Source organism: Streptomyces sp. NPDC001351 (assembly GCF_042896045.1).
GTDB lineage: Bacteria > Actinomycetota > Actinomycetes > Streptomycetales > Streptomycetaceae > Streptomyces.
In genome coordinates this window covers 183,659-203,845 of the sequence record NZ_JBIAWS010000004.1, presented here as the reverse complement: position 1 = coordinate 203,845, position 20,187 = coordinate 183,659, and the positions used below count along the sequence as shown (strand labels likewise).

The following is a 20,187-nucleotide window of genomic DNA, read 5'->3' as shown; positions in this document are numbered from 1 at the left end:
CGCAAACCTCTTATGATCCCGGGGCGAGGCCCTATCCGGGCCTGCTGAAAGGCCCCTACCTGGGGCTTCTGGATGACGGGGGGCAGAGCATCCATGTCCGAACCGGGAGATTCCGAACGGGAAGCTGCAGCACTGCGGTTCAACATCCTCGGACCGCTTGAAGCATGGTCCGGGACCACCAGGCTGCGCCTGGGCGGAGCGATCCAGGAACGGGTTCTGACAACCCTGCTGCTCGAACCGGGCAGAGTGGTGCCGGTGGCGCGCCTGGTACAGGCCGCATGGGACGACGATCCACCGGCCACCGCCCCGCATCAGATACGCAAGGCCGTCGCCGATCTCCGTCGGCGTGTTCCGCACGGCGGACGGGTGATCGTCACCGACGGGCCGGGTTACCGGGCCGTGGTGGCCGACGGGGAACTGGACCTGAGCGAGTTCGGGGGTCACCTCCGGGACGCCGGCCGGGCGGCCTTCGAGGGCAGCCCCCGCGAGGCGGTGGAGGAACTGAGCCGGGCGCTCGCGCTGTGGCGCGGGCCCGTCATGGCGGACACGGGAAGCGCCGTGATCCAGGCCGCCGGCACCACGCTCGACGAGCGCCGGCTGGCCGCCGCCGAGCAGCTCTTCGAACTGCGCCTCGGGCTCGGCGAGGCCGCCGGGCTCATCGGGGACCTGCGCGATCTCATCGCCCAGAAACCCCTGCGCGAGACCCTGCGCGGCCACCTGATGCTGGCTCTGTACCGCACGGGCCGGCAGGCGGAGGCCCTGGAGGAGTACCGGAAGGTACGGGAGCTGCTCCTGGAGGAGCTCGGCATCGACCCCGGGCCGCGGCTCGCCGAGCTGCACGCCGCGATCCTGCGCGAGGACCCCGAACTGGCCGCCCCCGGACTCCGGTTGCCGCCGCCGTCCGCTGCTGCGGCGCCCGCACCCGGCCGGGCCGAGCCGCCCTGCTCCCTGCCGTACGACCTGTCCGACTTCACCGGCCGCAGGCAGGAGCTGGAGGCCCTGGTCGACTGCATCAAGGTCGGCGGGGAACCGGCCCGGCGCACCAGCCGTATCGTCGCGATCGACGGAATGGGCGGCAGCGGCAAGACCACGCTCGCCGTCCGCGCGGCCCACCAGGTGGCCGCGGACTTCCCCGACGGCCAACTCCACCTGGATCTGCGGGGCTTCACCCCGGGCGAGTCCCCGGTCCCCCCGGCCACCGCACTGGACGCCCTGCTCAGGGCGGTCGGCACACCGGGCGACCGCATACCGGACGACCTCCAGGGCCGTACCGCGCTGTGGCGTTCCACCCTTGCCCAGCGGCAGGTGCTGCTGCTCGTCGACAACGCCCTGGACGTCGGCCAGGTCCTGCCCCTGCTGCCCGCCTCGCACGGCTGTCTGGTCCTCGTCACGAGCCGGGCGCGGCTCGTCGACCTGGACGGAGCCGAGTGGTTCTCCATCGGCCCGATGTCCCACGAGGACAGCATGCTGCTGATCGAGGAGGTCCTCGGCGCCGGGCGCGTGACGGCGGAGCCGGAGGCGACGGCCGAACTGGTCCGCCTGTGCGGCCGCCTCCCGCTGGCCCTGCGCATCGTCGCCGCGCGGCTGCGCAACCGTCCCCGGTGGACGGTGGAGTACCTGGTCGACCGGCTGCGGGACGAGACCCGCCGGCTGGAGGAGCTGAGCGCGGGGGAACGCAGCGTCGCGGCGTCCCTGCGGCTGTCGTACCAGATCATGGACGAGGAACACCGCGTCGCCTTCCGCATCCTGGGCCTGCGCCCGGGGGGCGACATCGACGTGTACGCCGCTGCCGCCCTCCTCGGCACGGACCGGCGCGAGGCGGAGCTGGTCCTGGAACGGCTGCTGGACGTGCACCTGCTGCAGCAGCCCGCCATCGGCCTGTACCGGTTCCACGACCTGGTGCACAACTTCGCGCAGAGCCAGTGCGGTCCGGACAGCGCGCAGGACGACGTCGAGGCCGTGCAGCGCCTCCTGGACTACTACCTCACGACCACCGAGACGGCGTGCGAGCTGCTCTTCAGCGGCCGTCGACGCCGCTCCACGGGGATCCCCGCCTACCGCGGCGATCAGCCCCTGTTCAGGGACGCGGCGGATGCCGCCGACTGGTTCGACCGTGAGCACGCGAACCTGGTCGCCGCCATCTCCCTCGCCCACCGCCGCGGCCTCGACCGCCACACGGTGTGTCTGACCCGCAACATCGTCTTCCGGCTCAACGCCCGGGGCCAGTTCAAGGAGTTCAGGGACGTCGGCCGGATCGCCGTGGAGGCCGCGCGGCGGCTGGGGGACGTGGCCCTGCTGGGCGTCAGCCTGTCCAACCTCGGTGTCGCATGCTGGAAGCTGGGGCACTTCGCCGAGGGCCTCGCGGTGGCCACGGAGGCGCGGGACGTCGCCGTCCGCCTGCGCGACCGGCACACCGAGGCACACGGCGAGTCCACCATCGGCCTGCTGCTGACGGTGCTCGGGCGGCACCCGGAGGCGCTGGTGCACCTGGAGCGCGCGATCACCCTGGAACGGGAGCTGGACATCCCGCGCGCCGAGGCCGAGACCCTCACCAACCTCAGCACCCTGTACGCCCAGTGGGGCAAGTGCGAGGAGGCCGCCGCGGCGGCGCGGCAGGCCCTGGAGCTCCACCGGGGCTTCGACTACCGCGACAACCATGTGATGGCGCTGACCGATCTGGCCTTCGCCCACATCGGACTCGGCCAGTACGAGGACGCCCACCAGCGCCTGGAGCAGGCGCGCGCCCTGTGCGACTCCTCCAGTCCGCCGGGAGACGTCGCGTTGGCGCTGGCCCTGTCCGCGTGGGTGGCCGAGTGTATGGGCAGGCCGGTGCCGGCGGCCGGCTTCGCCCGGCGGGCGCTGGAACTCGCGCGGGTGAGCGGCAGTCCGACGCGGCAGGCGAAGGTCGAGAACCTCATCGGTGAGTTCTGCCGGCACCGCGGCGAGCACGACAAGGCACTGTCCCTGCACGCCCACGCCCATGAGCTCGCCACCGCCATCGGATACCGCGCGGAGCAGGCGCGGGCCCTGAACGGGATGGCCGACGCGGTCGAGGCGCTCGGCGACCCCGCCCTGGCCCTGGAGCACCGGGCGGCGGCGAGGGAACTGCTCGACGCCATGGGCTGCCCCCTACCGCTGGCCGACGACCGCCTCAGCGCGTGAGGACCGTCGGCCCCTGGTTGTCCGCGACGAGGTGGTGAGCGCTGTGGGCGCTGTGCGCGGCGTCGGCGGACGAGCCGACCGCCGCCCCCACGCCGAGGACCAGGGCCGTCGCCGAGAGGACGCCGATGAGGGTGGCCAGCATGCTGCGCATGGTTCTCCTTCGTGACCGGTGCTGTCTGTCGTCTGGTCGCCATGCTCGGCGTGGCCCTTCCCGTGCCGGTCCCGTCTCGTTACCGCGGCCCCCCTCCGGCGCCCGCGCCGGCGCCGAACCGTTCCGCCCACCGCCGTCGCACCGCGGCGAGCCGCTCGTCCAGCTCCTGGTGCGTCGCGCCGTGGACGATGACCTGGACGTGCTCGGGGCTGTCCGCGTCGGCCGCCACCACCCGGACGTCGTCGACGTGCCGCATCCCGCCGATGCCGGTCAGGGCCGCCGCCAGGTCCCCTTCGGGGCGGCACAGCGGCAGCCGGGCGAGGGCCGCGGGGCGCCCGGGGGCCGGCCGGCGCCGCGGTGACCCGGCGAGCGCCGACAGGACGTCCTCCTCCGGGGCGCGGCCGGTCGACGCCCGCAGCAGGCGCCGTAGGGGCTGTGCGCCGAGCCGCGCCTTCGCGGCGGCGATCCGCGGCCCGTTCTCGGTGACGACCACCTCGGTGTGGGCGGGCCCGCACTGGAGCCCCGCCAGATCGAGCAGGGCCCGCACCGCGGCGCGGATCCCGGCCCGGTCCGCCTCGGACAGGGCCGCCGGATGCAGCAGGAGCGCGTCGGCATGCCGCCGGGCCGTCATGCCGGTCACCTCGTGCATGCCCTCGCAGGTGAGGGTGTCCACACTGACCCGCGGCCCGGTCAGCAGCTCCTCGACGAGATGGGGTCCGGCAGGGGCCTCGGCCAGCCAGCGGTCGAGGTCGTCCCTGCTGCGGATGAACGCGGTCCGCGAGGCGGGGCCCGTCTTGACGGCCACGGGCAGCGGGAAGTCCTCGACCAGCGCGCGGACCGCCTGAGCGGTCGTGGCCGGCTCGGCCCTGACCACGGAGACCCTGCTCTGGTTGAGCATCCGCCGCATGAGCGCGGGATCACCCAGCCTGCGCAGCGGCTCTGCCCGCTCCGGCGCCACCGCGTGCAGGGCCCGCTCGGCGGCCCGGTGGAGCACCTCCGCCTCGCCCAGGTACAGGATGTGTCCGATCCCGTGCGCGCGAGCGGTCCGCACCAGGGCGGAGTGCAGCGCGTCCGCGTCGTCCAGATCCACGGACACCGTGCGCCCGCCGGCCCGCCGGCCGCCCCCGGGGCTCTCCACCGACCAGGTTTCGAACCCCGCGCCGGCCGCCGCCTCGCGTACGCGGGCGTCCGGACACAGCAGGAGGACCCGGCGTGGGTTCTCCGGCACGGACTCCGAGGTGAGCGGGCGGCGGGACACGGGGCTCCTTGGGCGTCGGGCGTGTCAGTAGTAGTGGCGCATGATGTCGGTCGCCCAGTCGGGCTGGGTGGTGGTGCCCTGGGGGCCGAACTCGCTCATGTAGGGCTTGATGTCGAGGACGGGGGTGCCGTCGACGGCGTCGAGGCCCTGGACGTGGAGGTCGAGCCCGTCGGTGCGCACCAGGCGGCAGCGGGAGACGCCGAGGCGGTTGGGGCGGTTCTTGCCGCGCTGGGCGAAGATGCCGACCATCGGCCAGTCGGTGTTGCCGCGCGGATGCCGGGCACCGGTCTCGATCTTCGCCACGGGCACACGGTCGAAGTGGTAGACGATCTCCAGGTGGGAGAAGGCGTCCAGACCCGCCAGCGCGTCCGCGTCGAACTGGTCGCCGTCCAGGCGGATGACGGCCTCGACCGTGCCCCAGTCGTCGTCCTTGACCTCCTCGCGGCCGCCGACCACCCGGCCCACCGGAACGGAGACCACCTCTCCCGAGGCGCTCTTCTCAGCCATCTTCCGTGCCTTTCATCAGGGTTTGCTGTGTCACGCGGCGCCCGAGCGTACTGCGGGCGCGGCCGGGGAGCCGTACCAATGGATTTCCATGCGTGTCTGCAACTTCCGTAGCAACCCGGCGAGTTGGATGTGGTCCCCGGTGGTTCCGTAGATCACGCCGAGCGCGCCGAGCGTACCCGCGCGCCAGTCGTCGTGGAGGTCGTCCGGTACGGAGACGTCGACCAGGTCGACGCCGGGCAGGTCCGCCAGGGAGTCGAGGAGCGAGGGCGGTCCCGGGGAGACCGGGCCGGCGGGCGGGAACAGCAGGTACTGGAAGGCCACCCGGCCCGCCTCCCCGCCCGCCTCCCCGCCCGGCAGCAGCGGCCGCGGGGGTGTCACGGGCAGGCCGAGGGCCAGGCGCAGCGCGGAGGCCACCAGGTCGTGGCCCGTGCGGCGTTGCACGATCTCGGCGATGAATCCGCCGAGCCGTCCGTTGACCTCGATGATCCGCGGCCCGTCGGCGGTGAGTTTGACCTCGGTGTGGGTGACGCCGTGCCGGATGCCCAGGGCCCGCAGGGCCCGTTGTTCGAGTTCCACGACGTCCGCCGCCAGGTCCGCCGCCAGGGGCGCGGGCAGGACGTGTCCCGTCTCCCGGAACGGCGGGACCAGCGGTGGCTTCCCGGTGACGGCGACGGTGCGGGGCTCCCCGTCGACCACCAGGGACTCTACGGAGACGTAGTCGCCCCATCCCGAGTCCGCGAGCGCCGGGTCGCCCCGCAGGTACTCCTCCAGCACGAAGTCCCGGCGCGCCCGGTCGCCGAACTCCGCCAGCCTGTCCCGGCATTCGGCGACCGAGCCGACCAGACAGGTGTCCACGCTGCCCGCGCCGTGCCGGGGCTTGAGCACCGCGGGCGTGCCCACTCGGGCGAACGCCTCGGCGCAGTCGTCGGGGTGCCGCACCAGCACGCACCCCGTGTCCTGGACGCCGGAAAGCGCCTGCCGCTGACGGAACTTGTCGGTGAGGACGTCCACCAGCTCGGGCGTGTGGAACCGCAGCCCGCAGCGGGCGGCCACGGCGGCGGTGAGGCGCAGCCGGTGCTCGCTGAACGTCACCACACCCGCGGCGCCCAGCCCCGCGGCGATCCGGCACACCTCCTCTTCGCCGAGCCCGCCGATGTCCACGACCTCGGCATGCCCGGCGATCTGCCCCAACTCGGCCGCCACCGACGGCTCTCGGGCCTCGCAGAGGAAGACGACCCGGCACAGCCCCCTGGCCGAGGACAGGATGCGCAGAGGCCCGGCGGAGCCCTGGTCGTGGACGACCAGGAGGACGGGGAGGGCGGTCATGGCCGTCAGGCCCTGCGGGCCGTGATGTTCAGCCGGACGTAGTCGACGACCGGCTCGGGCAGGCGGGCCGCGACCGAGCGGACGAAGTCCTCGTGGTCCGCCTCGGGGAGGCGGTCCAGGTGGGAGCCGAGGACCACGGTGGCGAGGTAGCTCCACAACTGCTCACCGGGCTCCAGCCGCGCCGGATCGGGCAGCAGGCTGACCTCGATGTCGGTGAAGCCGGCGTTCCGCAGCCGCTCGGTGGTCTCCTCGACACCGGCGAAGTACCAGACCTTCTTCTTCTCGTCGGTGGCGCCCAGCACCTCCTCCACGGCGGCGTTGATCAGCGCGACATTGCCCTGGCCGCCGCACTCGGCGACGAACTGGCCGCCCGGCCGCAGGTACCGGGCCAGGTTGTCGAAGAGGGCGGCATGGTCGGTGATCCAGTGGAACGTGGCCACGCTGGTGATCGCGTCGACCTGGCCGGTGATCGGCAGCGGCTTGGTGAGGTCGGCGTTCACGACCTCCACCCGGTCGAGGCGGTCGGCCAGCTTCACCCGCAGCTGCTCCAGCATCCGGCTGGACCCGTCGATCCCGATCACCCGGCCGTCCGGCACCAGGGCGAGCAGCGCGGCCGTGTCGCGCCCCGTGCCGCAGCCGGCGTCGAGGACGGTCTCACCGCCCTTGAGAGCGAGCCGGCCGAGGGTGCGCTTGCCCCACTGCTGGTGCGGCAGGGGCAGCGAGTCGTAGGTCTTGGCGTCCCATTCACGGGGCACAGCGGGGCTCCTTCGTGTCGTTCCCGCCCGAGTCGGTCGGGCGGATGGTGCGGGTCGTGCGGGTCATGGGGTGCATGCCGTGGTGTCGAGGGGGGTGCCGTCGAGCACCAGGGTGACGTCGATGGGGTGGGCGTCCCTGACCAGCCGCAGTGCGTCACCCTCGGCGAGCCAGCGGCGCACGGCTCCGACAGGGTCGGTGTCGCCGCCCGCGGACGGGTCGGCGGGCAGCAGCTGAACGAGGATGTTGCACAGACCGGCGGGGGCGTCCTGCGCGGAGTACGGCCCGCGCAGGTCGATACGGCCGGACGCGTGGACCGAGGCGGCAGGCGCGTCCGGGACGGTCGAGGCTCCCTCCGGGGCGGCGAAGCCGAGCGCCTCCGCGGCCAGCGCGGCCAGGAAGTACTCCTGGGCACTCGGCGCGAGGTCGCCCCCGAACAGCTGCTTGGGCTGGTCGGACTCGGCCCGCACACCGTCGACCTCGGCGAGGACATGGGTGCCCACCTCCCACATCACCCGTGCCGCGCGCCGCCGTCCGGGAACGAAGGGCTCGGTGCCGGGCGGTACGGGACGGCTGGTGAGGTGGACGTCCTGGGCGGTCTGCACCACGGCCCTGATGTCGTTCGGCTCCTCGAGCGTGCGGTGGGCACTGCCCCGCTCGCGGGCCGCGGCGAGCGCGCGCCGCGCCTGCGCGGGCGACACATCGCCGTCGAGCCGTATCTCGTACGACAGCCGTGCCGCACCGCCCGCCGCGAACTCGACGCGGGGCCGAACCTCCAGCAGTGCCGGGCTGCATCCCTCGCCGGTCAGCGCGGTGACCACGCTGTCCGCGACGGACGCGCCCAGTGCCACCAGCAGCGAGCCGACCGGGTCGAGGCAGTCGCCCGCGCCGGATCCGCAGCGCTGGTCGATGCCGAAGGCACGGGCGACCCGGGTGGACCCGAGCCGCATCGGCTCGGTGCGCACCCGGCAGCGGCCGGGCGCCGCGGGCTGCGCCGCCACGCCGATGCTCAGCTGTGCCTCCCACGAGTCCTCGCGGATCTGCTCGGCCAGGGTCCGTCTGGCGCGCAGATCGACGCCGTTCAGCATCACTCGCCCCCCTCGATCTGCCGCAGGGCCGCATCGAGGGCCCGCCGCAGTCGTCGTATCAGCGCGTCGGTGTCGTCGAGGCCCACCGCCAGCCGGACCAGCCGGCGGGAGACGCCCGCCTCCCGCCGGACCCGCTCGCTCAGATGGGCGTGGGTGGTGTGGGCCGGGAGCCGGGCCGCGGTGGCGAGCGGTGTGCCGTCGCCCTCGGGGCCGCACGCGGCCAGGACACCGGACAGGTCGCGGATCCCCTCCGCGACCTCGAAGGACAGCAGTCCGCCGAAGCCCCGATGGGTCTCCAGGGCCCACGGCGACTCGTCGAACGACGGCCGGTGCACCTGCCGTACGGCGGGATGCGTGCGCAGCGCCCCGGCGACCCGCTCGGCACCGTCCCGCTGGGCGGTCAGCCGCAGTTGCAGCGTGGACAGGGAACGTTCCAGCAGATGGGCGGCCCACGCGTCGACGTCGCCGCCGAGCCGCGCGCACTGCTCGGCGATCCTCGGCAGACACCGGTCCAGGCCGGTGACCAGGGCGGCACCCACGTCCGACCAGCCGTCGAGATAGGGCGCCGTGTCCTCGATGACGACGACGGCGCCGGTCTCCAGGGGCCGCAGTTCGGCGGGCGAGAGCGCCGTGTTGTCCACCACCAGCAGCAGGTCGTTCATCTGGGCGTGGATGGCGATCTCGTTGAGCGGGGCCGGCTTCATCAGCGGGTCGCTGACGGACGGGGTGTAGACGACCTGGGTGGCGGGCTCCACGGCGGCGACGACCGCGTCCGCGTCCGTGCAGTCGACGAAGGTCACCGTGCGGCCGAGGCCGGAGAGCTCCTGGGTGAGGACGCCGCGCAGCGGGTCGCAGGTCTGGTCGGAGGCGATGATGTGGCCGCCCGGATTGGTCAGTGCGAGCAGCGTGGCCCTCGTGGCGGCCACCACGCCCGGCACCAGCAGCGCGCCGTCGGCGCCGTGCAGGGCGGCGAAGGCGTTCTCGACCCGGCGGGCCGGACCACGGTCAGGGGACGCGGGGGCGGTCGGCAGTGTCTGTCGGGTCTCTCGCACGGTCACCGCCGGCACACGGGCGCGTCGGAGAGGCCGATGCGCTGGTGGAAGTAGTGGAAGATGATCTCCTCGTGCAGCGCCTCGCCGTCCAGGGTCGGCTTGATCGCGCTGCCGTCGTTCACCATCTCGACCAGTCCGCGCTCCAGCAGCTCCGCGAACGCCGAGGCGAAGGGCTCCATCGTGAGCAGGTCGGCGCCGAACCGCTGCTTGTAGCGGTCGAGGACGATCGGCTGGTTCGCCTTGAAGTTGAAGCCGAGCGCGGTGCCGATGGCCTTGTGTCCGGACAGGCGCCGGCCGAAGTTGAGCGGCAGGCCCTCGTCGTTCTGCATGAAGGAGACGTACTTGCTGATGTCGGTGATGTTGTGCGTCTGGAGGAATTCCTCCTGGTCGCCGGTCAGCCAGCCGTAGGCGCCGGGACCGTACGCGATCATCGTGTTGTAGTGCTCCCACTTGTTCTTCGACGTCTGCGGGATGTTCCCGCCCTGGTACGTGTCCGGGCGGCTCCACCAGCCGCAGGGGCTCGGGTGGTACCCCTGCTCCAGCAGGACCTCGACGGCCTCCTGCCGCATCGCGTACGTCGAGTCCAGGTCCGGGAAGCGGCCCTCGGCGACGAGGCGTTCACGGACGGCGGGGTTGTTCCAGACCGCCCGGTTGCCGATGCCCATCTCCTCGCGGTCCGCGTTGCGCAGCCGGTAGATGGTGATGGTCGGGACCCCGAGGTCGGTGAGGATCTGCATGTCGCGGCGGACCGACTCGGGGGTCTGGTACGGCAGGCCGAACATCATGTCGACGTTGAACGGGCAGCCCGTCGCCAGCAGGTTCTCGACCGCATCGAGGGACTGGGCCGAGGAGTGGCGGCGCTTGGTGAAGTCGTTGACCTCGTCCTGCAGTGACTGCACACCGAGGCTGAACCGGTTGAAGCCCAGCTCCCGTGCCGTTTCCAGGTGGTGGCGCTGGAAGTTCTCGGGGTTGCCCTCGATGTTGAACTCGATGTTCTCCGACAGCGCGTAGTTCTCCCGCACGTGCCGCACCAGCGGCTCGATGAAGTCGGGGCTGTTGAGCAGCAGGGCCGCGGTGCCGCCGCCTATGTAGAAGGACTCGATGCGGGCCCGGGGTATCCAGTCGAACCGGTCCAGGTAGCGGCGGGACTCCTCGATCAGCAGGTCGGACCACAGGCGCAGCGCGCCGTCCTCCTTCCCGCGCGGCACCAGCCGTTTCACGTAGTTGCAGAAATGACAGATGTAGTTGCACAGCGGGAGGTGGAAGTACAGGTGCGCCGGGTGGCCCACGCCCGGGAACGCGGCGTACTCGGCGGCGAGTTCGTCGCTGCCGAGCCGGTCGCCCTCGTTCGAGGTGACGTTGATGTTGTACTCGTCGCGGGGGATCTGCAGCTGGGGGTTGCGGTCGAGGAGGCGGCCGAGGTTGAGCTCGAGGTCGACCGGGGTGCCGTTGCCGTTGGTGAGGACGGACATGGTGGGTCTCCTTGGCTGTGGACGGTGCCCGGGCCGGCTTGTGGCCGGACGGCGGGGCGGGGTTCAGAAGCGTCAGAGGTAGTAGGCGGACATCGCCTCGTGGAGCCACGCGGGTTCGCGCACGGTCTCCGGGTCCGGCTGGAAGAGCCGCTGGTACGGCTTGACGTCGAGGACCGGGGTGCCCTCCAGTGCGTCGAGGGCCCGCACATGAAGGGTGAGGCCGTCGACGCCGATCAGTTCGCAGCGGGAGACGCCCAGCCGGTTGGGGCGCTCCTTGAGCCGCTGGGCGAGGATGCCGAGGCGCGGGAGGTCCGTGCGGCCCCTGGGGTGGACCTCCGCGGTGACCACGTCGGACTCGGGGACCAGATGGAAGTGGAAGACCACCTCGAGGTGCGAGAACTGCTCCAGACCGGTCACGGCCCCGGGCTCGAGGACGGCGGGGTCCAGCTCGATGACCGAGGTGACGCCGCCCCAGTGGTCGTGCCGGGGGACGGTGCGGGGCGAGCGGACGACACCGATCGGCCGGAAGCCGTACGTGGGCGCGGTCGCGTCGCCCGCGCTCATGCGGCCGCGCCGGGGACGAGTGCGAGCTGCTCCCGCAGCCGCCGGCCCAGGACCTCGACCTGGCCCGGTTCGACCATCGTGAAGTGGTCGCCCGGCACGTCGCAGACCACGGCCCGGGCGGCGTACTCGCCCCAGCCCAGGTCGTCGGGCAGGGTGCCCTCCTCCATGGACCGGTCCGTCACCCGGAAGACGGTGACCGTGCCGTCGTAGGAGCCCACCCGGTACGCCGCGAGGGCGTCGAGGTTGAACTGGTACATGTCGATCATGCGGCGCAGCCGGTCGGCGTCGAAGTCGGCGGGCATCGTGCCCGCGTCCACGGCGCGCTTCACGAGTTCCGCCGCCCGGGTCTCGGGGTCGAGACCGCGCAGCCAGTCGATGTCCAGCTCCAGTTTGAGTCCGCGCCAGAGCAGGGCCCGCAGAGCGAAGTCCGGGTCCCCATTGGGGTCGACGGTGATCCGGGTGTCGAGCAGCCCGACGAGGCCGACGCGCTCGCCGCGTTCCCTGAGCCGGCGGGCGGTCTCGTAGGCCAGCAGGCCGCCCATGGAGTAGCCGATCAGATTCCACTCGGCACCCTCGGGGTGGACCGTGCGCAACTGCTCGATGAAGGCCTCGGAGATCTCCTCCAGCGAGGTGAGGGGCTCCTCGCCCGGCAGCAGTCCGATCGACTGCACGGCCCAGAACGGCTGGTCGAGGCCCATCGCGCGGGCGATGGGCGGGTACAGCAGCACGGTCCCGGACACCGGCGGCAGCGCGTAGACGGGGCTGCCGCCCGAACCGGCCTGGATCCGCACCAGCTGGCCCGGCCGGTCGGCCGTTCCGCGGCGGACGATCTCGGCGAGCTCCGCGACGGTGGCCGCGGACAGCAGGTCGGCTGCGGTGAGGTCGACCTGGAAGAGCCTGCGCACCTCCACGGTGAGCTTGATGGCGAGCAGCGAGTGGCCGCCCAGTGAGAAGAAGTCGTCGTGGATGCCGACGTCGTCGCGGCCCAGCAACCTGCGCCACACGTCGCACAGTTGGAGTTCCACACCGTCACGGCCGACGCCGCTCGACGGCAGGGTGGATTCCCGGTTGGCCATCTTTCCCCCATCAGGTGGTGTTGTACGGGCCTTGCGGACCGCTCTCAGCCGGCGGTGACCGGAGCGGGATCGGCCGCTCCCGCGCTGCCCTGGCGGCGCTGTGCCCAGCGCACGGCCGGTGCCATCGACAGCCCGCCCACCAGGAACACCGCGCCGAGCAGCAGCCAGCCGGGTGTTCCCCAGTCGATGACGAGCAGGGTCAGCGAGAGCGGGCCGAACATCTGGACGGCGGCGATCCCGGTGTTGAACAGGCCCTGGTACTGGCCCTGTTTGTCGGCGGGGGCGAGTTCGTAGCCGATCAGCCAGGAGCCCGCCGACTGCACCATCTCGCCGTAGACATGCAGCGCCGCGGCGACCAGCAGCGCCGCCGTCGCGGCCACCGCACCACGCCCGGCCGACAGGGCGAAGGCCGCACAGCAGGCGAGCAGGACCACTCCCGCCACCCGGAAGGCGCGCACGGCCGGCTCCAGGGCGTCGATCTTCTTGGTGACGGGGACCTGGAGGGCGACGACGGCGAGGGTGTTGCACAGCAGCAGGGCGGCGGTGAGCGAGTGCGGTGCGTGGGTGTGCAGCGCGATCCAGAGCGGGAGGATCACCTCCAGGATCGGGATGTGCAGCAGCATCACCATGTTGATCAGGGCGAGGACCGCGTACGGGGTGTCGCGCAGCACCGCGAGCCGCGGCTCACCCGGCGGGCGTTCGGGCGACGGCGGCACGGCGGGCAGCCGCAGGAACAGCAGACCGCACACGACGAAGCTCAACGCGTTCCCGGCGAACACGATCTGGTAGGCCGCCTTGGTGTCCCACAGCAGGGCCAGACCGCCCAGCGCCGCTCCCGCCGACACGCCGACATTGGTGACCACGCGGACCTTGGCGCGGACCCGCACGAGGTTCTCGCCGCTCAGCACCGCGGCGATCAGCGCCTGCCGTGCCGCGTGCGCACCGCGCTCGAACAGCGCGTACAGGAAGGCGATGACGACGAACAGGGGGTACGAGTCGGTCGTGAGATAGGCGGCAGTGGCGAGGCCGGCCAGCGCCAGCAGCGCCGCCGAGGTGCCCCTCGGGCCCCTGCGGTCCGCGAGGTGGCCGAAGGGAACCCCGGCGACCAGGCCCGCGATTCCGGCGATACTGAGACCGAGGCCCAGCTGGGCCGGTGAGAAGCCCGCGATCCGCACGAAGTAGAGCGCCGAGCACGTCAGGAAGACGCCGTTTCCGAGGGAGTTGGTGAACTGCCCCAGCACCAGGGTGCGCGCGGGCCCCTCCTCGATGAAAGAGACTTTCATGAGGCTTCGGTCTCCTTGTGGGCGGCGGGGAAGTGGTCCTCGTAGAAAGCGCGCAGGGCCGAGGTGATCTCGTCCGTATTGCGATGGCAGTCGGCGTGCGAGCCCTCGATGAATTCCAGCCGGAACAGGGCGCTGTCCCGCTGTGAAAGGCGTTCTCTTTCGTCCGGCAGAATGTTCGTGCTGTCGGCGGCGGCCAGAACCAGAAGGGGAATTCCCAGCCGCTGGAGCAGGTCCGGGAGGTGCCCGAAGTCGTAGGTCCAGCGCAGCAGGCTTCCCTCGGCCCACTCGTCCGCGACGTGCAGATCCGGGTGGGCGTCGAAGGACTGGTCGACGACCACCACACTGCGCACCCGGGAGGCGGCCCAGGTGACCGCGGAGACGGCCGCCACCAGGCCGCCGTACGAGTAGCCGACCAGGTGCAGCTCGTCCGGCAGGATGTCGCCGAACCGGTGCAGGTCGGCGGCGAAGTCCAGCACCGAGTAGCCCCAGTCGGGCCGATGGCTGGTGCCGTGGGCGCGCAGCGAGGGGTAGACGGCGCACTCGCCGGGCGGGCACAGCGCGTCGCCGATGGGCCGCAGCTGTCCCTTGTCGCCGCCGAATCCGTGCAGCAGGAGCATGCTGCCGGGTGCTCCGCCGGCCTCGGGGAGCCCCGGGACGGCGTCGTAGTCCAGCAGTTCGACAGCGCTGCCGGCCAGAAGTGGTCCGGTAAGAACGCGTGCTTCCGGTGGGAAGGCCCTCATCGACAAACCCCTTCGAGAAATTACGGCCCGGCCTCCCCAAGATTCACGACCCGTCGGCCATGACGTCAACGGCGGCCACTGTCCCCGGAATCGGGTACGTGACACCCCATAAGAAGGGGACGTATATCTGCTGGGGTATCCGCTGAGGGCCACCGCGATCCGGTGGCCCGTTCGGTCCGCATTCCGCCGGCCCAACCGGAGGGCTTTTCATGGGAGTCGAGCTCATACACCAGGCCGTGGCGCACCAGGCGCGGTCGGCACCCCGGGCCCTCGCCGTGGTGGACGGCGGCCTGCGCCTCGACTACGCGTCACTGGACGCGGCGGCGGACGCGTGGGCCCGGCACCTGGCGGCGACGGGCGTCGGCCCGGGCACCCTGATCCCCGTCCTGCTGCCGCGCTCCGCCCGTCTGTACGTCGCCCTGCTCGCGGTGCTCAAGTGCGGCGCCGGCTACGCGGCCCTGGACCCCCGCTGGCCGCGGGAGCGGATCGACGGCGTGCTGCGGCAGTTGGACGCGCCCGTGCTGGTCACGGACCGGGAGGAGGACGCCGTGTCGCATCCGGTGTGGCGGCCCCCGACGGACCTGTCCCTGCCCCGATCCGGTCCGGACAGCGGGGAGTTCACCCCCTATGACGGACCGGCCGACGCACCCGCGGCGGTCTTCTTCACCTCCGGCACCAGCGGCACCCCCAAGGGCGTCGTGTCACCGCACGCGGCCACCACCCGTCTGTTCGCCTCGCACGGGCCGCTCGCCTTCGGCGCGGGCACCGTCATGCTGCAGGCTGCTCCCGCGGCCTGGGACGCCTTCTCCCTCGAACTGTGGGGGATGCTGACGACCGGTGGCACCTGTGTCACGGCCCGGGAGGACTACCTCCTTCCGGACACCCTGCGCCAGGCGATCGACACCTGCTCGGTGAACACCGCCTGGCTGACCGCCTCCCTCTTCAACCTCTTCACCGAGATCGACCCGGACTGCTTCAAGGGCCTGGACCGCCTCTACATCGGCGGTGAGCGGCTCTCGACCGCTCATGTCCGCGACTTCCTCGCCCAGCACCCCGGGATCCGGCTGTTCAACGGGTACGGCCCCGTGGAGAGCTGTGTGTTCGTCACCGTCCACGCCATCGGGGCGGGGGACTGCGACGGGCCGTACGGCGTCCCCGTCGGCCGCGAGGTCCCCGGCACCACCGTGCACGTCCTGGACGACGACGGCAGGGCATGCCCGCCCGGCGCGGTCGGCGACCTGTGCGTCAGCGGCGCCGGGCTGGCCCGCGGGTACCTCGGTGATCCGGCCCTGACCGCCGCCCGCTTCCCCGAGGGCCGTCCCGAGGGCGTCCCCGTGCGCCTGTACCGGACCGGCGACCGCGGGTTCCGCGATTCCGACGGCGTCCTCCACTTCACCGGACGCACCGACCGTCAGGTCAAGATCCGCGGCTACCGCATCGAGCCCGAGGAGATCGAGGCGCACGCGGCCCGGCTGCCCGGCGTCACCCACTGCGCGGCCGTGCCCGTCCCCGGCCGGCTGGGCACCTACGACCGGCTCGCGCTGTTCTACACCTCCTCCGACCTCGCCGCCGAGCCTCCCTCCGCGCTGCGCCGCTCCCTCGGCCGACTGCTGCCCGCCCACGCCGTGCCCGACGTCGTCCATCGCGTGGACCGACTCCCGGTCACCGACAACGGCAAGGTCGACCGCGCCGGGCTGCTGACGCTGCTCCCGGACTGACCGCTCGCTCGCGCCGGCCGGAAACCGTCCTCCAGGAAGGCACCGCCCCATGCCCGTCATCACCCTCATGTCGCCCGACCCCAGCCCCGGCAGCCCCGCTCTGGCCCAGCTCGCCAAGGCGGTCACCGGACTCCTCGGCATCCAGCCGGAACACTGCTGGGTGATCTGGCAGCGGCTCGACGCCGACGCGGTGCACCGCCAGGAGTGGCGGCGCCCGTCGGGCCCGTACGCCCCCATCGGGTTCGTCACCTGCAAGGCGAGCTATTCCCGGGAGACGGTGGGGCGCCTGCTGCTGCTCCTGCGCGACGAGCTGAGCACCCTGCTGGCCGTACCGGCCGCCGAGGTCTATCTGGCCGTGCGCCGGGCGACACCGGGCGAGCTGCTGGTCCGCGGGGACGTCTGGACGGCAGACGCATAGCGGCGCTCCCGGCAGAGACCGTCCACCCCGTCGCCCCACCCGCACCGAGGAGATCCATGTCCCGCCGCCTGTTCACTTCGGAGTCCGTGACCGAAGGCCACCCCGACAAGATCGCCGACCAGATCAGCGACACCGTTCTCGACGCCCTGCTCAAGGAGGACCCGTCGTCCCGGGTCGCCGTGGAGACCCTCGTCACCACGGGGCTCGTGCACGTCGCGGGCGAGGTCACGACCACCGCGTACGCCCCGATCGCCGCACTGGTGCGCGGCAAGATCCTGCAGATCGGCTACGACAGCTCGCTCAAGGGATTCGACGGCACCACCTGCGGTGTGTCCGTGTCCATCGGCGCGCAGTCTCCGGACATCGCCCGGGGTGTGGACAGCGCCTACGAGTCACGCACGGCCGCGAGCGACGGCGAGACGGACGAGCTGGACCGGCAGGGCGCCGGCGATCAGGGGCTGATGTTCGGCTACGCCTGCGACGAGACGCCCGAACTCATGCCACTGCCGATCATGCTGGCCCACCGGCTGGCCCGCCGGCTCACCGAGGTGCGCAAGGACGGGACGCTTCCCTACCTGCGGCCCGACGGCAAGACCCAGGTCACCGTCGAGTACGACGGCGACCGGCCGGTCCGCCTGGACACCGTCGTCGTGTCGGCGCAGCACGCAGCCGACACCGACACCGACTCGACCCTGGTGCCGGACATCCATGAATGCGTGGTGGAGCCCGAGCTGGCCTCGCTCGGCATCGACACCGAGGGCTACCGGCTGCTGGTCAACCCGACCGGACGCTTCGAGACCGGGGGCCCGATGGGCGACGCCGGACTGACCGGCCGGAAGATCATCATCGACACGTACGGCGGAATGGCCCGGCACGGGGGCGGTGCCTTCTCCGGCAAGGACCCGTCCAAGGTCGACCGCAGCGCCGCGTACGCGATGCGCTGGGTGGCGAAGACCATCGTGGCGGCCGGTCTGGCCCGCCGCGCCGAGGTGCAGGTGGCGTACGCGATCGGGAAGGCCGAGCCGGTCGGCCTGTTCGTCGAGACGTTCGGCACCGAAACCGTGCCCGTCGCGCGCATCCAGTCCGCGGTGACCGGCGTCTTCGACCTCCGCCCGGCCGCGATCATCCGCGACCTCGACCTGCTCCGCCCGATCTACGCCCAGACCGCCGCGTACGGCCACTTCGGACGGGAGCTGCCCGACTTCACGTGGGAGCGCACCGACCGGGCGGACCTGCTCCGGGCGGTGGCCGGGGCCGCCTGAGCACGGCAGCGCGCTGCCTCCCGTACCGGCCCGCCCGTGTGACCAGGCGGGCCTTGCGTTCCGGGCGGACCATCGAAGAAGATGCCCGGCGGGGACCGGGGCCCCCGTGTCGGTAACGGCAGGGGCGGACCGCTACCCGGAGCAACAACAGGAGACAGCGATGTCCCACCAGGCTCAGCCCCACGAGGCTTCGGAGCCCGAGACTCCGCATCTCGACTTCGCAGGTACGACGCCGTACGAGGACTACGTCAAGGCGGACGTGCTCACCCACCTCCAGCACACCCTCTCCGACGACCCCGGAGAGATGGTCTTCCTGGTCACCACCCAGGTGATGGAGCTGTGGTTCACGGTGATCGTCCACGAGTGGGAGACAGCGGCGCACGCCCTGCGCTCCGACGACGTGCCGACCGCCGTCGCCGCGCTGAAGCGTTCCGTACGGGAGCTGGAGGCGCTGAACGCCTCCTGGAAGCCCCTCGGCCAGCTGACCCCCGCCCAGTTCAACTCCTACCGGAGTGCGCTCGGCGAGGGCTCGGGCTTCCAGTCGGCGATGTACCGCCGGATGGAGTTCCTGCTCGGTGAGAAGTCCGCGTCCATGCTGGTCCCGCACCGCGGCGCGCCCCGCGTCCACGCCGAGCTGGAGAAGGCCCTCGCCGAGCCGAGCCTCTACGACGAGGTGCTGCGGCTGATGGCGCGGCGCGGCTGCGCGATCCCCGCTTCCGTGCTGCGCCGCGACGTCTCACGGCGGTACGAGCCGTCGGAGGACGTCGAGGCCGCCTGGACCGCGATCTACGCGGGCGACGAGAACGCCGAGCTCGCCCGCCTCGGCGAGGCGCTGACCGACGTCGCCGAGCTGGTGTGGCGATGGCGCAACGACCACCTGGTCGCCACCCGCCGCGCGATGGGCTCGAAGCCCGGCACGGGCGGCTCGGCGGGCGTCGCCTGGCTGGAGAAGCGCGCGCAGAAGAACGTGTTCCCCGAGCTGTGGACGGCGAGGTCTCATGTCTGAGACATCCGAGGTGTCCGGCCTGAAGGTACGGGCGGGGGAGCTGGACGCCGCCGACGAACTGGCCGGAGCGCGCAAGCAGTTCGTGCTGGACGAGGTGGTGTACCTGGACGGGAACTCGCTCGGCGCCCTGCCGGCGGCGGTCCCGGGGCGGGTCGACGACGTCGTCCGCAGGCAGTGGGGTGCGCTCCGCATCCGCTCCTGGGACGAGAGCGGCTGGTGGACGGCGCCCGAGCGGATCGGCGACCGGATCGCTCCGCTGGTCGGGGCGGCGGCCGGGCAGATCGTCGTCGGCGACTCCACAAGTGTCAACGTTTTCAAGGCGCTTGTGGGCGCGGTACGGCTGGTGTCGGGGGAGCACCGGGACGACGTCCGGGACGAGATCCTCGTGGACGCGACGACGTTCCCCACCGACGGCTACATCGCCGAGTCGGCGGCCCGCATGACGGGGTGCACGCTGCGTCCGGTGGCCCCGTCGGAGGTGCCGGGCGCGCTGTCCGCCCGTACGGCCGCCGTCCTGCTGAACCATGTCGACTACCGCACGGGCCGCCTGCACGACCTGCCCTCGCTGACCGCAGCCGTGCACGCGGCGGGCGCGGTGGCCGTCTGGGACCTGTGCCACAGCGCGGGCGCGCTGCCGGTCGGGCTGGACGAGCACGGCGTCGACCTGGCGGTCGGCTGCACCTACAAGTACCTGAACGGCGGACCCGGTTCACCGGCGTACCTGTACGTCCGCCAGGACCTCCAGGACCGCTTCGACTCCCCGCTCCCCGGCTGGAACTCCCACGCGGAGCCCTTCGGGATGCGGTCCGCGTACGAACCGGCCGCCGGTGCCCTGCGCGGCCGGGTCGGCACGCCGGACATCCTGTCCATGCTCGCCCTGGAGGCGGCGCTGGAGGTCTGGGACGGTGTCTCGATCGAGGCGGTGCGGGCCAAGTCCCTGGCGCTCACGGACTTCTTCCTGGACTGTGTGACGGCGTACGTCCCCCAGGGGCGGGTGGAGTCGCTGACCCCCCTCGCCCACCGGGAGCGCGGCAGCCAGGTGGCGCTGCGCTGCGACGACGCCGGGGACGTGATGAAGCGGCTGATCGAGCAGGGGGTGGTCGGGGACTTCCGGCACCCGGACGTCCTGCGGTTCGGTTTCACGCCGCTGTACGTCGGGTTCGGGGACGTGGAGCGGGCGGCGCGGGTGCTGGCGGACACGCTCGGCGATCTCGCGGGATAGCCCCCAGGGGGCTTGTGCCGGGCGGTCCGCGGTGGCTTCGGTGGCCGCGGAACCGCCCGGCCCGCGGGCTACAGAACCGTTTCTCCTCACCGAGCGTGACATCCCCGTGTCGGCCCACGTCACCGGCCT

The 20,187-nt window shown here is 72.3% G+C and carries 18 protein-coding genes; 6 read left to right on the top strand and 12 right to left on the bottom strand.

Features of this window, described 5'->3' with window-relative positions; translation table 11 throughout:
* Positions 1–93: 93 nt before the first annotated feature.
* Positions 94–3,162: a BTAD domain-containing putative transcriptional regulator gene (locus tag ACFY1U_RS15760; RefSeq protein ID WP_390694699.1), complete on the top strand. Its 3,069-nt coding sequence runs from the start codon at positions 94–96 to the stop codon at positions 3,160–3,162.
* Here ACFY1U_RS15760 and ACFY1U_RS15755 read toward each other — a convergent pair.
* From ACFY1U_RS15755 to ACFY1U_RS15700, 12 genes are all read right to left on the bottom strand, one after another.
* Entirely contained in the window at positions 3,152–3,313 is a 162-nt protein-coding gene (locus ACFY1U_RS15755) for a hypothetical protein (RefSeq protein WP_390694698.1), read from the bottom strand. The genes ACFY1U_RS15760 and ACFY1U_RS15755 overlap by 11 nt on opposite strands.
* A gap of 79 nt (positions 3,314–3,392) precedes the next feature.
* The gene (locus ACFY1U_RS15750) at positions 3,393–4,571 is read right to left on the bottom strand and encodes an acetyl-CoA carboxylase biotin carboxylase subunit family protein (protein ID WP_390694697.1); all 1,179 of its coding nucleotides are present in this window, start codon (positions 4,569–4,571) and stop codon (positions 3,393–3,395) included.
* Between the two features lie 24 nt (positions 4,572–4,595).
* Complete coding sequence (locus ACFY1U_RS15745; RefSeq protein WP_390694696.1) at positions 4,596–5,078, bottom strand: SAM-dependent methyltransferase; 483 nt, start codon at positions 5,076–5,078, stop codon at positions 4,596–4,598.
* Between the two features lie 30 nt (positions 5,079–5,108).
* On the bottom strand, positions 5,109–6,404 hold the full coding sequence (locus tag ACFY1U_RS15740) for an acetyl-CoA carboxylase biotin carboxylase subunit family protein (RefSeq protein ID WP_390694695.1): 1,296 nt from the start codon (positions 6,402–6,404) through the stop codon (positions 5,109–5,111).
* 5 nt (positions 6,405–6,409) lie between these two features.
* A complete protein-coding gene (locus tag ACFY1U_RS15735; RefSeq protein ID WP_390694694.1) occupies positions 6,410–7,159 on the bottom strand; it encodes a class I SAM-dependent methyltransferase in 750 nt (249 codons plus the stop codon).
* A 63-nt stretch (positions 7,160–7,222) separates the two neighbouring features.
* Entirely contained in the window at positions 7,223–8,245 is a 1,023-nt protein-coding gene (locus ACFY1U_RS15730) for a hypothetical protein (protein WP_390694693.1), read from the bottom strand.
* Entirely contained in the window at positions 8,245–9,297 is a 1,053-nt protein-coding gene (locus ACFY1U_RS15725; RefSeq protein ID WP_390694692.1) for a PLP-dependent transferase, read from the bottom strand. The genes ACFY1U_RS15730 and ACFY1U_RS15725 overlap by 1 nt, the downstream gene beginning before the upstream one ends.
* Positions 9,298–9,299: 2 nt before the next feature.
* The gene (locus ACFY1U_RS15720; RefSeq protein ID WP_390694691.1) at positions 9,300–10,769 is read right to left on the bottom strand and encodes a radical SAM protein; all 1,470 of its coding nucleotides are present in this window, start codon (positions 10,767–10,769) and stop codon (positions 9,300–9,302) included.
* 72 nt (positions 10,770–10,841) lie between these two features.
* On the bottom strand, positions 10,842–11,333 hold the full coding sequence (locus ACFY1U_RS15715; RefSeq protein WP_390694690.1) for an SAM-dependent methyltransferase: 492 nt from the start codon (positions 11,331–11,333) through the stop codon (positions 10,842–10,844).
* On the bottom strand, positions 11,330–12,409 hold the full coding sequence (locus ACFY1U_RS15710; RefSeq protein ID WP_390694689.1) for a thioesterase domain-containing protein: 1,080 nt from the start codon (positions 12,407–12,409) through the stop codon (positions 11,330–11,332). Before ACFY1U_RS15710 ends, ACFY1U_RS15715 begins: the two co-directional genes overlap by 4 nt.
* 44 nt (positions 12,410–12,453) lie before the next feature.
* A complete protein-coding gene (locus ACFY1U_RS15705) occupies positions 12,454–13,692 on the bottom strand; it encodes an MFS transporter (protein ID WP_390694688.1) in 1,239 nt (412 codons plus the stop codon).
* The gene (locus ACFY1U_RS15700) at positions 13,689–14,432 is read right to left on the bottom strand and encodes an alpha/beta fold hydrolase (protein ID WP_390694687.1); all 744 of its coding nucleotides are present in this window, start codon (positions 14,430–14,432) and stop codon (positions 13,689–13,691) included. Before ACFY1U_RS15700 ends, ACFY1U_RS15705 begins: the two co-directional genes overlap by 4 nt.
* A gap of 209 nt (positions 14,433–14,641) precedes the next feature.
* Here ACFY1U_RS15700 and ACFY1U_RS15695 point away from each other — a divergent pair, with 209 nt between their 5' ends.
* The 5 genes from ACFY1U_RS15695 (at position 14,642) to kynU (ending at position 20,058) form a co-directional block, all read left to right on the top strand.
* On the top strand, positions 14,642–16,150 hold the full coding sequence (locus tag ACFY1U_RS15695; protein ID WP_390694686.1) for an amino acid adenylation domain-containing protein: 1,509 nt from the start codon (positions 14,642–14,644) through the stop codon (positions 16,148–16,150).
* Positions 16,151–16,199: 49 nt separating this feature from the next.
* The gene (locus ACFY1U_RS15690; protein WP_390694685.1) at positions 16,200–16,568 is read left to right on the top strand and encodes a hypothetical protein; all 369 of its coding nucleotides are present in this window, start codon (positions 16,200–16,202) and stop codon (positions 16,566–16,568) included.
* Between the two features lie 56 nt (positions 16,569–16,624).
* Positions 16,625–17,830: a methionine adenosyltransferase gene (metK, locus tag ACFY1U_RS15685; RefSeq protein WP_390694684.1), complete on the top strand. Its 1,206-nt coding sequence runs from the start codon at positions 16,625–16,627 to the stop codon at positions 17,828–17,830.
* Between the two features lie 160 nt (positions 17,831–17,990).
* On the top strand, positions 17,991–18,836 hold the full coding sequence (locus ACFY1U_RS15680) for a tryptophan 2,3-dioxygenase family protein (protein WP_390694683.1): 846 nt from the start codon (positions 17,991–17,993) through the stop codon (positions 18,834–18,836).
* Entirely contained in the window at positions 18,829–20,058 is a 1,230-nt protein-coding gene (gene kynU, locus ACFY1U_RS15675) for a kynureninase (protein ID WP_390694682.1), read from the top strand. The genes ACFY1U_RS15680 and kynU overlap by 8 nt, the downstream gene beginning before the upstream one ends.
* The last annotated feature ends 129 nt before the right edge of the window (positions 20,059–20,187 follow it).